Source organism: Cyanobium gracile UHCC 0281 (genome assembly GCF_034931305.1).
GTDB classification, from domain to species: Bacteria; Cyanobacteriota; Cyanobacteriia; order PCC-6307; family Cyanobiaceae; genus Cyanobium; species Cyanobium gracile_A.
In genome coordinates this window covers 1-12,476 of sequence record NZ_JAYGHY010000070.1, presented here as the reverse complement: position 1 = coordinate 12,476, position 12,476 = coordinate 1, and the positions used below count along the sequence as shown (strand labels likewise).

The following is a 12,476-nucleotide window of genomic DNA, read 5'->3' as shown; positions in this document are numbered from 1 at the left end:
GGCTGAGCGACGGACGTCCGTCGGCTGGGGCCCGTCTGGAGCCCCAGCCGACGGGTCTGGGCCTCAACGGATCTTGACCAGCATCAGGCCGCTGACCAGGTCCTCATCCTCCAGGTCCACGGCCGCCGAGGCTGGGGCCGTCTCCTTCCAGTCGAGCTCCACGTCCTCGGAGAGGGCCGGATCAGCCTGGTGCAATTCGATCAGTTCAGGCTCTTCGACCACCTCCGGAATCAACGAGGGCTCGCTCCATGGGGCCGCCGGGGTCGAAGCCGCCGGTCCCACGACGGGCTGGGTCTCGACCACCCCGATGGGGGTCGGCGTCGACGGCTCTGTGGCCAAGGCTGTGGCTGTAGCTGCGGCGGTGATCCAGGGGGCCGCCGGGCCGGGCCCAGCGGTGCCGGGGGTGACGACCGGCGCCACGGCGTCTGCCGGGACTGGTTCGGCGTGTGCTTCCTCGATCGCGCACTGTTTCAGCCCCTGCGCGGCGATCTTGGTGAGGGCGGCTTCACTGCTCTTGGCCGCCACGGCTCCGTAGTACACGGAGGCGGCGGTCTTGTTGGTGAAGCCGTAGAGCTGGGTGTGGCCCAGAAGCAGTTGCAGCCGCATCTGCAGTCCAATCAGCTGGGCATTGTCTGACTGCCGCAGCAGCAGCAGCAGGTCCTCGCCGTTCTGAAGCACGGCGGCCCAGTTCTCCTTCGAATAGGCCTGCTCGATCACCGCGTAGCGCTGGGCGGCTTCGTTGGCGGTGGTCTCAGCCATGGAGCGCGTCGGGCGTGCGGACCCACAGTGTGCTGCGATCCCAGTGCAGTTGCCATCCTCCGGCCAGATCCAGACGGCCAGGATCCCCCCCCTGGCCCAGCCGGGTCACCAGTGTCTCGAGACTTCGCGCGCCCGGGTCGCTGCCCAGGTGCCGGTGCAGCCAGTGCTGCAACAGCCGACGCTGGCTGGCCGGGGCCAGGCTGGCCAGACGCTTGCGTTGCAATCGCCCGGGAGCCCCTTCGGCCTCCAGGGCCCCCAGGGCCAGCTCAAGCAGTTCCGTTTCCGCCTCCAACTGCTGCTCCAGCCGCTCCGCCTGGGCGCTGATCCGGCGGCTGGCGCCGGGGTGGAGGTCCTCCAGCACCGGCATGACCTCAGCGCGCAGCCGGTTGCGGGCGAAGCGCAGATCGGCGTTGCTGCTGTCCTCCCAGACGGGCAGGCTGCGTTCCCTGCAGAGGCGGCCGGTGTCGGCGCGGTCGAAGACCAGCAGGGGGCGGACCAGCCGCAAGGCGTCGGCCTTCGGGCCCAGGGGGCGGCTGGCCCCCAGGCTGGCCAGGCCCCGCAGGTGGCTGCCGCGGGCCAGGTTGAGCAGGATCGTTTCGGCCCGGTCGCTGGCGGTGTGGCCCGTGACCACATGGGTGCACGGCCACTGGAGCGCCGCCTCGGCCAGGCAGCCGTAGCGCCAGTTCCGGGCCTCGGCTTCGCTGAGCGGAACGGGGTCGGCCCGATCAAGCCGCAGGGCCAGTCCCTGGCTCCGGGCCCACTGGAGCAGTTCCTCGGCCTGGCGTGCGGCGTCGGGGCGCCAGCCGTGGTCCCCGTGCCACAGCTGCAGACGCCAGTGATGCAGAGGCTGCAGGTCGCGCAGGAGGGTGATGAGGGCCATCGAATCCTGCCCCCCGGACACGGCCAGCAGCAGAGACTCCCCCGCCGGCAGCAGGCAGGGGTGCCGCAGCAGATGGCGGTGCAGGCGTGCCTGGTCGCTTCCCCAGGGCCGCCGCGGTTGACTTGGGTCGGGTGGGAGAATCACGTCACGCTTCCGTTCATCCGCCGATGTCCCGCCTCTCCAGCCTGCCCACCGCCCTGCAGCAGGCGATCCGCCAGGGGCGCACGCTGAAGGTCATCGCCGGACTGGACAACTTCGACGCGGCCCGTGTGCAGCAGGTGGTCAGGGCCGCCGCCGCCGGGGGTGCCGATCTGGTGGATCTGGCCTGCGACCCTGCCCTGGTGCGTCTGGCCCAGGGCCTGGCACCCCAGCTGCCGATCTGCGTCTCGGCGGTGGACCCGGCCCTGTTCCCGCCGGCCGTGGACGCCGGTGCGGCCATGGTGGAGATCGGCAACTACGACAGCTTCTATCCCCAGGGGCGCGTCTTCGGGGCCGCGGAGGTGCTGGAACTGACCCGTCAAACTCGTGAGCTGCTGCCGGAAACAGTGCTTTCGGTCACCGTGCCCCACACCCTGCCCCTTGACGGCCAGGAACGGCTGGCGGTGGATCTGGTGGCGGCGGGCGCCGATCTGATCCAGACCGAGGGGGGAACCAGCTCCCGTCCTCTCAGCGCCGGTGCCCTGGGCCTGATCGAGAAGGCCGCCCCCACCCTGGCGGCGGCCCATGCCATCAGCCGTGCCGTGGCCGTGCCGGTGCTGTGCGCCTCCGGTCTGTCGGCTGTCACGGTGCCGATGGCCCTGGCTGCCGGTGCCGCCGGTGTCGGGGTCGGCTCTGCCGTCAATCGCCTCGACGACGAACTCGCCATGGTGGCGGTGGTGCGTGCCCTGCGGGAGGCGTTGCCGGCGGCGGCGGTGGTTCACCGCGAACGGCTTCAGTAAACTGAATCGTCTGCTGCTTCTCTTCCAATGGGTCCGTTCGTCTGGCTGCTGCAATGGCCGATCCGGGCCCTCATTCTGCTCCTGGTGGCGCGGTTGCCCCTGGGTGTGGAGATGGCCAGCTTCCCGGTCGCCCTGCTGTCGGCCGTCGTCATCGGTCTGCTGGGCACGCTGCTGATCTGGCCGCTGAAGCTGATTCTCGGGCCGATCTGGGCTGTCACCTCCCTGGGGGGCATCATCAGCCCGGTGTCGTTCCTGTTCAACTGGCTGATCACGATCATCCTGTTCGGCCTGGCCGCCTGGCTGATCCAGGGTTTCCGGCTCAGGAACGGTCTGGTCAGCGCCATCCTCGGGGCCTTGGCTTACAGCGTTCTGAGCACTGTCGTGCTGCGCTGGCTTGGCCTGGAGATTCCCTTCACCCGGGCGATGGCGGCGGCCACCGGGGTGGGTTGATCGGTTTTCCCCGCCGAGCCGTTCCCTGGCGGTGAACGCCAGAATGGCCCGATGCCATTCCAGCTGCACGCCCCCTACGTCCCCAAGGGCGACCAACCCACCGCCATCGAAGCGATGGTGAAGGGGGTGGATGCCGGGGAACGCTTCCAGACCCTGCTGGGGGCCACCGGCACCGGCAAGACCTTCTCGATCGCCAATGTGATTGCCCGCACCGGGCGTCCCACCCTGGTGCTGGCCCACAACAAGACGCTCGCGGCCCAGCTCTGCAACGAGCTGAGGGAATTCTTCCCTAACAATGCCGTCGAATACTTCATCTCCTATTACGACTACTACCAGCCCGAGGCCTACGTTCCCGTCTCGGACACCTACATCGCCAAGACCGCCTCGATCAACGAGGAGATCGACATGTTGCGGCACTCGGCCACCCGTTCGCTGTTCGAGCGGCGGGATGTGATCGTGGTGGCCTCGATCAGCTGCATTTACGGCCTGGGTATCCCTTCGGAATACCTCAAGGCCGCCGTCAAGTTCGAGGTGGGCGACAAGCTCGATCTGCGCGGCTCGCTCCGGGATCTGGTCAACAATCAGTACTCCCGCAACGACATCGAGATCAGCCGCGGTCGCTTCCGGGTGCGAGGTGATGTGCTGGAGATCGGACCTGCCTACGAAGACCGGCTGGTGCGGATCGAGCTGTTCGGCGATGAGGTGGAAGCGATCCGCTACGTGGATCCCACCACCGGCGAAATCCTCCAGAGCCTGGAGACGATCAACATCTACCCGGCCAAGCACTTTGTGACGCCCAAGGAGCGGCTGCAGGGGGCGATCCAGGCGATCAGGGCCGAACTGCGCGAACGCCTGGACGTGCTCAACGGCCAGGGGAGGCTGCTGGAGGCCCAGCGCCTGGAGCAGCGCACCACCTACGACCTGGAGATGCTCGAGCAGGTGGGCTACTGCAACGGGGTCGAGAACTACGCCCGGCACCTGGCGGGCCGGGAGGCCGGAACCCCGCCCGAGTGCCTGATCGATTACTTCCCTGACGACTGGCTGCTGGTGGTGGATGAAAGCCACGTGACCTGCTCCCAGCTGCAGGCCATGTACAACGGCGACCAGAGCCGCAAGCAGGTGCTGATCGAGCACGGCTTCCGCCTGCCCAGCGCCGCCGACAACCGGCCCCTCAAGGGGGACGAGTTCTGGGTCAAGGCGCGGCAAACCATCTTCGTTTCGGCGACCCCTGGCGCCTGGGAGCTGGCCCAGAGCCATGGCCAGGTGGTGGAGCAGGTGATCCGGCCCACCGGCGTGCTCGACCCGATCGTGGAGGTGCGCCCCTCCGAGGGCCAGATCGATGATCTGCTCGGCGAGATCCGCGTGCGGGCTGATCGCCAGGAGCGGGTGCTGGTCACCACCCTCACCAAGCGGATGGCGGAAGATCTCACCGATTACCTGGCCGAGAACGGGGTGCGGGTGCGCTACCTGCACTCGGAGATCCATTCCATCGAACGGATCGAGATCATCCAGGACCTGCGCAACGGTGCCTACGACGTGCTGGTGGGGGTCAACCTGCTGAGGGAGGGCCTCGATCTGCCTGAGGTGTCCCTGGTGGCCATCCTCGACGCCGACAAGGAGGGATTCCTGCGGGCGGAACGCTCCCTGATCCAGACGATCGGCCGGGCGGCGCGCCACATCGATGGGGTGGCCCTCCTCTATGCCGACAACCTCACCGATTCGATGGCCAAGGCGATCTCCGAGACGGAACGGCGTCGGGTGATCCAGCACGCCTACAACGAGCGCCATGGCATCACGCCGACCCCAGCCGGCAAGCGGGCGGGCAATTCCATCCTCACCTTCCTGGAGCTCTCACGCCGGCTCACTGACGATCAGCTTGAGGTGGCGGCCGCCCAGGCCGAGCACAACGAAGTGTCCCTCGATGCTTTGCCCGAACTGATCAGGCAGCTGGAGGAGAAGATGAAGGTGGCGGCGAAGGGCCTGGAATTCGAGGAGGCGGCCAACCTGCGTGACCGCATCAAGCACCTGCGCCAGAAGCTGGTGGGCCGGCCGGCGGGCTAGAGGGAGCGCCGATCCAGCGCTTCGGCCAGACGGTTGGCGGCGGCGGCCAGCTCGGCCTGGGGGTCGGGCCCGGCATCGGCGGCCTTGGCCTCCTCCTGACGCTTCATCGCTTCGATCGCCCGCACGATCAGGAACACCACGAAGGCGATCACCAGGAAATTGATCAGGGCCACGATCACCGTGCCGGCGGGCCAGGCGTTGATCGAATCCACCTTCGCCGCCCTCAGGGCCGGCTCCAGCGCGTTGGTCATCACCAGGCTGACGATCGCATCGACCACCTTGCCGAAGGCACCGCCGATGACCACGGCCACCGCCAGATCGACCACGTTGCCCTTGTTGATGAACGCCTTGAAGTCGCTAAGAAAGGAAGAAGTGCCGCGCCGGGCCATGGAGATCGTCCGTGAAGGTCGCCCTTTCCTACTTCATGGCCAGGGGGCCAATCGCGGTCAGCTGGGTTCCAGGCGCAGCAGCTGGCCGTCGCCAGCCCCGTCGGTGAGCACGTACAGATAGCCGTCCGGTCCCTGGCGCACGTCCCTGACCCTGGCGCCGATCGGAATCTGCTGCTCCGGCGTCACCGATCCCTTCGGATTCGGGCGCAGGCGATGCACCTGCTGCGACACCAGTCCGCCGGCAAAGAGATCGCCGCGCCAGCCCGGATAGCGATCGCCGTCGTAAAGCGTCAGGCCGGAGGGGGCGATGGCAGGCGTCCAGACCAGCGCCGGATCCCGCAGGCCCGGCGCACTGGTGGCCGGCGCGATGGCGGGGCCGAAGTACTCCCGGCTGTGGGTCACCGTCGGCCAGCCATAGTTCACGCCGGCCTCGATTCGGTTGAGTTCGTCGCCATCGCGGGCACCGTGTTCGCTGGCCCAGACCCGGCCGCCCTGGCGATCGATGGCCAGGCCCTGGATGTTGCGGTGCCCGAGGCTCCAGAGCCCCGGCAGGGCGCCGGGCGTGCCGGCGAAGGGGGTCCCCCTGGCGGGGCTGCCGTCGTCGTTCAGGCGCAGCACCTTACCCAGGGCACTGCCCGGGTTCTGGGCCTGGTGGCGGATCAGGGCCCCCTCCAGCTGGAGCGGAGGGTTGCCCCCGTCACCGATGGCCAGCAGCAGGGTGCCATCGGGCAACCAGAGCAGGCGGGAGCCGAAGTGCTGGCTGCCGGCCTTGCGTTGCGGCACCGCGAACAGCACCTGCAGGTCGGTGAGGGCGTGGCCGTCGAAGCGGGCCCGGGCCAGTCGGGTGTGATTGGCCGCGGCGCTGCCGGCGGCATAGGTGAGGTAGATCCAGCGGTTGGTGGCGAAGTCGGGATGCACGGCCACGTCCAGCAGGCCCCCCTGGCCGGCGGCCAGCACCTCCGGCACTCCACGGATCGGCTCCGGTTGCAGCACACCGCCCTGCACCAGGCGCAACCGGCCCGGCCGCTCCGTGATCAGCAGGTCGCCGCCCGGCAGCCAGGCCACGGCCCAGGGGTGCTCGAGGCCGCCCACCACCGGCACGCTGCGCACCGCGGCGGCACTGGGCGGCGGCTGGCAGCCCCCCAGGAGGGCGGGCACCAGCAGGGCCGCCGCCAGCCCGTTCAGGATGCGGGAACGGTGGCCGGACATGGCGTGGGGGAGATTTCCAGCAGCACCAGGTCGCGCAGGTCGTGGAGCAGGGCCAGCTCGGTGCTGCTGAGCTGACGGGGCCGGGTGTCGATCAGACACAGGGTGCCCAGGCAGGTGCCATCGTCGAGGATCAGGGGTGAGCCTGCGTAGAAGCGGATGCGTGGCTCCCCCAGCACCAGCGGGTTGTCCGCGAAGCGGTCGTCGAGCCAGGTGTCCGCCACCAGCAGATCCGACTTCTGCTCGAGTGCATGGGCGCAGAACGCCAGATCACGGGAGGTCTGGCCGGTGGCCAGGCCGTGGCACGACTTGAACCACTGCCGCTCCGCATCGATCAGGCTGATCAGGGCGATCGGCACGTCGAAGGCCGCGGCGGCGATCCGGGTCAGGCGGTCGAAGCGTTCCTCCCGCTCTGTGTCCAGCAGCCCGAGCTCGCCCAGGCGTCGCAGGCGCCGCGGCTCGTCCCCCGGCGGCCGGGCCCGCTGCCAGCGGCAGGGACTGCCCAGGCTCCAGGCCCGGAGCCTGGCGCGCAGAAAGCTTTCGGAGATGGGTTGCACCAGCCACTCGCTGACCAGGGGGTCGTCCCGCCGGGCCAGGCTCTCCTCGGCGGCCAGCATCAGGACGGGGGTGTCAGTCACCGCCTTGCCCAGGGACTCCCGCAGGCGGCGGGTCAGACCAGGAGCTACCGGTCCGGGGCCCTGCTCCAGCAGCAGCAGCGAGGCCCCCTGGCCCTCAAGGGCCTGCAGCAGGTCCGCTTCCGTGCGGGCCACCCGGCAGGGCAGGCCCTCCAGGCGCAGGGCCGTGCTGAGGGCCGCCTCCAGGTCCGTGTCCGCCAGCCACAGCAGGGCCGGAGGGCCGCTGGGCCTCTCCGCCTGGCCACCAGCCGCAGCACCGGCCTCCGCTGCGGTGACGGCGCCGCGGCTGGGTGAGGTGCGCAGCACCAGCCCCTCTGAGGCCGCCATCACCTCCAGGGGGGAGCCCCGGTCGGCCAGATCGGCGTGCACCCGGGCCAGAATGAGATCGATCGCCGCATCGTTGCGCAGGGGATCGTGGTGGGTGAGCACCAGCCGGGCCACCCCCGCCTCTTCGCAGACGCGCACGGCGTATTCCACCGAGCTGTGGCCCCAGCCGAGCTTGGCCGGGAACTCCAGAGCCGTGTACTGGGCGTCGTGGATCACCAGGTCGGCCCCCTCGATGAACTCCGCGTAGTGGAGGTCCTGGCCGGACAGCGGGCCGAGGCCGCTGGCCAGATCGGCGGCGTGGGGTTCGTGGTCGCAGCAGTAGACGACCGTGGCCCCATCGGCCTGGAGCCGGTAGGCCAGGGTGAGAGCGGGGTGGTTGAGGTGGTGGGTTGTCACCGTCACGTCGCCGATGCGGAAGGTGCCTTCCCCCAGGTCGTGGTAGTGGATCGTGGCGGCGAACTGGTCGAGGGTGACCGGGAAGTACGCGTGCTGCATCTGGCCGGAGAGCACGCTGCGCAGGCTGCCCGAGAGGCCGCTGGGTCCGTAGACGTCCCAGGCGTGGCCGGGGGCGAAGAAGGGGGCGAAAAAAGGAAAGCCCTGGATGTGGTCCCAGTGGGTGTGGCTGATCAGCAGCGACCCCTCCATGCCGTCGGGGCGCTCCTGCATCAGGGCCTGCCCCAGGCCGTGGGCGCCGGTGCCGCAGTCGATCACCAGCAGGGTGCCGGCGCCGGAGCGGACCTCCACACAGGAGGTGTTGCCGCCGAAGCGGAAGGTGTCGGGGCCGGGTTTGGCGATCGAACCGCGGGTTCCCCAGAACCGGACCAGCATGCCGCCACTCTGTCGCCGCACCAACCCTAGGAAGGGCAGGCGCTTTCAGCCGCCGGTGCTTCCGTTCCCTCGGCGGCGTGGCGGGTCGCGCCGCCGAGGCCGAAGGCCTGGTGCACCGCCTGCAGGGCCCGCACCCCATCGGCCTCCGCCACCACGCAACTGGTGCGGATCTCACTGGTGGCGATCAGGGAGATGTTGATGCCCGCATCGGCCAGGGAGCGGAACATCCGCGCCGCCGTGCCGGCGGTGCAGGCCATCCCGGCGCCCACGGCGCTGACCCTGGCGATGGCCGGGCCCTCCTCGAAGCAGGCGCCGTCCCACTGGCGCAGGATCGGGGCCAGGGCCCGCTCGGCCCCCGGCCGGTCGTCGCGCCGCAGGGTGAAGCTCATGTCCCGCCGCCGGTCCTCGGGGCCGCCATGGGTGCGCTCCGACTGCACGATGGCGTCGAGGCTGATGCCCGCATCGGCCAGGGCCCGGCAGATGGCCGCGGCGGCCCCGGGCCGGTCGGGCACCCGCCGCACCGACACCTGCACCTGGTCGCGGTCGAGGGCCACGCCCCGCACCGCCGGGTCCCCGAGGTGGCAGGGGGGCGGATCGTGGCGCAGCTGCTGGTCGGTGAGCTCGAAGGCCTCGCCGGCGGCCCGCAGGGCCCGGGCCCCCAGCTGGCCATCCACCACGCAGCTCACCTTCACCTCGCTGGTGGCGATCAGGCGCAGGTTGATGCCGAGGCGGGCCATGGTGTCGAACAGGCGGGCCGCCACCCCGGGGCGGCCCAGGATGCCAGCCCCGGCGATGCTCAGCTTGGCCATGCCCGCCTCGGCCGAGAGCTGGGCCCCATCGGCCCCCATCGCCGCCAGCACCTCCTGACACACCTGGCGGGCGCGCTCCATCTCCGTCGCCGCCAGGGTGAAGGCGATGTCGTTGCTGGCGCCCTCGTGGATCGCCTGGACGATCAGGTCGACGTTGAGGCCGGCGGCGCCGAGGGCCTCGAACAGGGTGGCGGCCACGCCCGGCCGGTCGGGCACATGGGAGAGGGCCAGCACCGCCTGGTCGGCCTCAAGCTCCGCCCCATCCACGGGCCGGCCCAGCTCAAGCCCCTCACTGCCGATCGGGCGGGCCGGACCGCTGGTGAGCCGGGTGCCGGGGGCCTGGCTCCAGCTGGAGCGCACCGTCAGGGGCACCCCGTAGTTGCGGGCGATCTCCACGGCCCGGGGGTGGAGCACCGCGGCCCCGAGGCTGGCCAGTTCCAGCATCTCGTCGCAGCTGACGCTGTCCATCAGCTGGGCGTCGCTCACCTTGCGGGGATCGGTGGTCAGCACCCCGGGCACATCGGTGTAGATCTCGCAGCCGTCGGCGCCGAGGGCGGCCGCCAGCGCCACCGCGGAGGTGTCCGAGCCGCCCCGGCCCAGGGTGGTGATCTCCGGGGTGCCGGCATGGCCGCTGCTGGTGCCCTGGAAGCCGGCCACCACCACCACGTGGCCGTCCTCCAGCAGGCGGCGCAGCCGTTCGGTGCGCACCTCCAGGATCCGGGCCCGGCCATGGGCCGATTCGGTGATGATCCCGGCCTGGGTGCCGGTCATCGAGACGGCGGGCACGCCTTCGGCATGGAGGGCCATCGACAGCAGGGCGATCGACACCTGCTCGCCCGTGGCCAGCAGCATGTCCATCTCCCGGCGGGGGGGATCGCCGCAGAGGCTGGCGGCCATGGTCGTGAGCTGGTCGGTGGTGTGGCCCATGGCCGACACCACGATCACCAGTTCGTGGCCCTCCTCGCGGCTGGCGGCGATGCGGCGGGCCACCGCCCGGATCCGCTCGGTGTCCGCCACCGAGGTCCCCCCGAACTTCTGTATCAGCAGGCCCATGGGCTCGTCGCCGGCGCGTCGGGCTCGATTATCGACGTGGGGCGTTGCCGGGCTGTGCCAGGGCGGCCAGCAGGAAGCCGTCACGGAAGGCATCGCCGGGGTCGGCGCCGCGCTTGAGGGCGGCCTCCACGTCGAGCAGGCGGCGCAGCAGGGCCAGCAGCTGCTCGGGGCTGCGGCCGCGGATCTGTTTGCGCATGACGTAGATCCGCTTGGGATTGCCGATCCCCGCCGCCTTGGCGATCACGGCCACGTCCTGCTCGCCACTGCGCTCCAGCAGGCACACCCACAGCCAGCCCCGGATCTGGCTGGCCAGGGCCGCCACGATGCGCAGGGCAGGCTCGTTCGCCTCGAGCAAGGCCTCCACCAGGGCGATCGCCTCAGCGGGGTGCTGGGCCAGCAGGGCGTCTCCCACGGCCAGGCTGCTGGTGACCTGGCCACCGATCAGGGCAGCCACCGCCTCGGCGGTGATCGGGCCGCTGCCGGTGTGAAGCGCCAGCTTCTCCAGCTCGCTGGCGAGTCGCAGGCCGTCGCTGCCGATCGCTTCGGCCAGGGCTTCGGCCGCCCCCGGGGCCAGGGCCAGGCCCCGGTCCCGGGCGGCGCTCTCCACCCGCTCGATCTGGCCGGCCCCGTCCCAGATGGGGGGGAGGAGGAAGGACCGCTCCTCCGCCACGGCCCGCAGCCGCTTGGTGGTGCGCAGCCGGGCGTCGGGCTTGCCGTCACTGACCAGGAACAGGTGGCCATCGGCGGGAATCAGCTCGAGGGCGGCCTCCAGCTGGGCGGCCAGCTCCGCCGGACAGGCCTGACAGAAGGGACTGCGCTGCAGCACCACCACCCGGGCCCCGGCGCCGAAGGGGGCTGTGCGGGCCTCCTCCAGGGCTTGGGCCGCCTGGCCGGGATCGGCCCCGTCGAGACGGCTGAGGTTGATCGTGGCCCAGGCCGGATCCACCAGGGCCTCGATCTGGGCCGCCAGGGCCCGCTGGCGGGCGGCCTCGTCGTCGCCCCAGTAGAGGTGAATCGGCATCAGAGGGGCGGGCTCCCTGGCAGGGGCAGGGTGGCGAGCAGGCGGGGGTCCCGGCTGATCATCGCCGTGGCGCCCCCCTGCAGGGCCGAGGCCAGCTCCAGAGCGACTTCAGGTGCCATGGCGGGTGCCATCGCGGTGTGGCTTCCTGGCCGCTGCAGCCGCGCCGCCGCCAGGGCGACCTGTGGCGTGAGGCTCACCAGGGTCCAGGCCGTGGGGTCGCTGAACACCGCTTCGTAGCGGGCCGCCAGGGCTTCGTCCCCCAGGCGCAGGGGCCCCTCCATCAGAGTCATTAAGGTGGCCATGCTCAGCACGCCCCGCCAGCGGCCGGCGGCGATCGCGGCGATCAGGGGCTCCGCGTGGCGGCTGGAGGCATCGCCGCGCAGGTAGGGAATCAGCGCCGTGGCGTCAACGGCCACAACCGAGCCGAGGGTCAGGCTGGCGCTGCTCTCCAGGGGCTGGACCGGCCAAGGTTGGCTCGGCGGGAGCGGGTCCGGCCAGCAGGCGCGGCCGCTGCCCTTGAGGGCGATCAGGGCCTGTCGCTGGGGACGGTGCCGCCGCCAGAGCGGCACCAGGGCCGCCACCGGGTGGCCGTGGCGTGAGATCAGCGTCTCCTCGCCCCCGTGGGCTCGATCGAGCAGCTCGGGGAAGCGCTTCCTGGCCTCCAGGACGCCGAGGGTGTCCATGGTGTTGGCGGCCGAAATCGAGTTCTGTACACAATGTACAGGTTTTGATTTGGCTCGGCAGAGGCCCCCGCCCCCGCCATGGCGCATCCCGTAGCCTCGCCCTTTCCGCCCCGGTGGCCATCACCGAGCCGGCGGGGCAGCACGGAGCGCCGCAGGCGATGGAGAGCTTCGAGGCCTCGCTCGATCACCCGATCTTTCAGGAGAGCGTGCGGCGCATCCGCGCCTGGCTCGGGCCCACCGGCCTGGTGGGGGTGGAGCAGGAGGTTCTGGAGCGCCTGGTGCACAGCAGCGGCGATCTGGCCCTGGCGCCGGATCTGCGCCTCGGTCCGGGGGCCTGCGCCGCCGGCCTCAAAGCCCTGGCGGCCGGCGCGCCGATCCTCACCGACACGGCGATGGCCGCGGCGGCCGTGGCCCCCATGGCCCGGCGCACCTTCGCC

Annotated in this window: 12 protein-coding genes; 4 read left to right on the top strand and 8 right to left on the bottom strand. The window is 70.9% G+C overall.

What is annotated here, in order from left to right; genetic code table 11:
* Positions 1–63: 63 nt before the first annotated feature.
* Positions 64–759, bottom strand: coding sequence for a hypothetical protein (locus VB739_RS14765; protein ID WP_323357790.1), 696 nt, complete (start codon positions 757–759; stop codon positions 64–66).
* Positions 752–1,783, bottom strand: coding sequence for a tRNA lysidine(34) synthetase TilS (tilS, locus tag VB739_RS14760; RefSeq protein ID WP_323357789.1), 1,032 nt, complete (start codon positions 1,781–1,783; stop codon positions 752–754). The genes VB739_RS14765 and tilS overlap by 8 nt, the downstream gene beginning before the upstream one ends.
* 23 nt (positions 1,784–1,806) lie before the next feature.
* Between tilS and VB739_RS14755 the strand changes: the two genes are divergently transcribed.
* From VB739_RS14755 to uvrB, 3 genes are read left to right on the top strand one after another with little or no spacing between them, the layout of a single operon-like run.
* Positions 1,807–2,577: a DUF561 domain-containing protein gene (locus VB739_RS14755; RefSeq protein ID WP_323357788.1), complete on the top strand. Its 771-nt coding sequence runs from the start codon at positions 1,807–1,809 to the stop codon at positions 2,575–2,577.
* A 27-nt stretch (positions 2,578–2,604) separates the two neighbouring features.
* Complete coding sequence (locus tag VB739_RS14750; RefSeq protein ID WP_323357787.1) at positions 2,605–3,027, top strand: phage holin family protein; 423 nt, start codon at positions 2,605–2,607, stop codon at positions 3,025–3,027.
* A gap of 51 nt (positions 3,028–3,078) precedes the next feature.
* Positions 3,079–5,088, top strand: coding sequence for an excinuclease ABC subunit UvrB (gene uvrB, locus VB739_RS14745; protein ID WP_323357786.1), 2,010 nt, complete (start codon positions 3,079–3,081; stop codon positions 5,086–5,088).
* Here the strand turns inward: uvrB and mscL are convergent.
* Genes mscL through VB739_RS14715 form a run of 6 tightly spaced genes read right to left on the bottom strand, consistent with a single transcriptional unit; the run spans position 5,085 to position 12,039 of the window.
* Positions 5,085–5,477 (bottom strand): large conductance mechanosensitive channel protein MscL, encoded by a 393-nt coding sequence (gene mscL, locus VB739_RS14740; protein ID WP_323357785.1) that lies wholly within the window; start codon positions 5,475–5,477, stop codon positions 5,085–5,087. The two genes, uvrB and mscL, sit on opposite strands and share 4 nt — an antisense overlap.
* A 57-nt stretch (positions 5,478–5,534) precedes the next feature.
* A complete protein-coding gene (locus tag VB739_RS14735) occupies positions 5,535–6,686 on the bottom strand; it encodes a PQQ-dependent sugar dehydrogenase (protein ID WP_323357784.1) in 1,152 nt (383 codons plus the stop codon).
* Positions 6,659–8,473 (bottom strand): MBL fold metallo-hydrolase, encoded by a 1,815-nt coding sequence (locus VB739_RS14730; RefSeq protein WP_323357783.1) that lies wholly within the window; start codon positions 8,471–8,473, stop codon positions 6,659–6,661. Before VB739_RS14730 ends, VB739_RS14735 begins: the two co-directional genes overlap by 28 nt.
* Positions 8,474–8,499: 26 nt before the next feature.
* Positions 8,500–10,335: an aspartate kinase gene (locus tag VB739_RS14725; protein ID WP_323357782.1), complete on the bottom strand. Its 1,836-nt coding sequence runs from the start codon at positions 10,333–10,335 to the stop codon at positions 8,500–8,502.
* 28 nt (positions 10,336–10,363) lie between these two features.
* Positions 10,364–11,356: a DNA polymerase III subunit delta gene (holA, locus tag VB739_RS14720; protein WP_323357781.1), complete on the bottom strand. Its 993-nt coding sequence runs from the start codon at positions 11,354–11,356 to the stop codon at positions 10,364–10,366.
* Positions 11,356–12,039, bottom strand: a complete 684-nt coding sequence (locus tag VB739_RS14715) for a type II toxin-antitoxin system prevent-host-death family antitoxin (RefSeq protein WP_323357780.1) — start codon at positions 12,037–12,039, stop codon at positions 11,356–11,358. The genes holA and VB739_RS14715 overlap by 1 nt, the downstream gene beginning before the upstream one ends.
* A 158-nt stretch (positions 12,040–12,197) precedes the next feature.
* On the opposite strand from VB739_RS14715, the gene VB739_RS14710 reads away from it, so the two are divergent.
* The coding region (locus tag VB739_RS14710) for a precorrin-8X methylmutase (protein WP_323357791.1) at positions 12,198–12,476 on the top strand (279 nt) is incomplete at its 3' end.

Excerpts from the sequence above, each read along its gene's own strand:
- VB739_RS14730 (WP_323357783.1), bottom strand. The coding sequence starts at position 8,473 with ATGCTGGTCCGGTTCTGGGGAACCCGCGGTTCGATCGCCAAACCCGGC.
- VB739_RS14755 (WP_323357788.1), top strand. The coding sequence starts at position 1,807 with ATGTCCCGCCTCTCCAGCCTGCCCACCGCCCTGCAGCAGGCGATCCGC.
- VB739_RS14735 (WP_323357784.1), bottom strand. The coding sequence starts at position 6,686 with ATGTCCGGCCACCGTTCCCGCATCCTGAACGGGCTGGCGGCGGCCCTG.
- uvrB (WP_323357786.1), top strand. The coding sequence starts at position 3,079 with ATGCCATTCCAGCTGCACGCCCCCTACGTCCCCAAGGGCGACCAACCC.
- VB739_RS14765 (WP_323357790.1), bottom strand. The coding sequence starts at position 759 with ATGGCTGAGACCACCGCCAACGAAGCCGCCCAGCGCTACGCGGTGATC.
- VB739_RS14750 (WP_323357787.1), top strand. The coding sequence starts at position 2,605 with ATGGGTCCGTTCGTCTGGCTGCTGCAATGGCCGATCCGGGCCCTCATT.
- VB739_RS14725 (WP_323357782.1), bottom strand. The coding sequence starts at position 10,335 with ATGGGCCTGCTGATACAGAAGTTCGGGGGGACCTCGGTGGCGGACACC.
- VB739_RS14715 (WP_323357780.1), bottom strand. The coding sequence starts at position 12,039 with ATGGACACCCTCGGCGTCCTGGAGGCCAGGAAGCGCTTCCCCGAGCTG.
- mscL (WP_323357785.1), bottom strand. The coding sequence starts at position 5,477 with ATGGCCCGGCGCGGCACTTCTTCCTTTCTTAGCGACTTCAAGGCGTTC.
- holA (WP_323357781.1), bottom strand. The coding sequence starts at position 11,356 with ATGCCGATTCACCTCTACTGGGGCGACGACGAGGCCGCCCGCCAGCGG.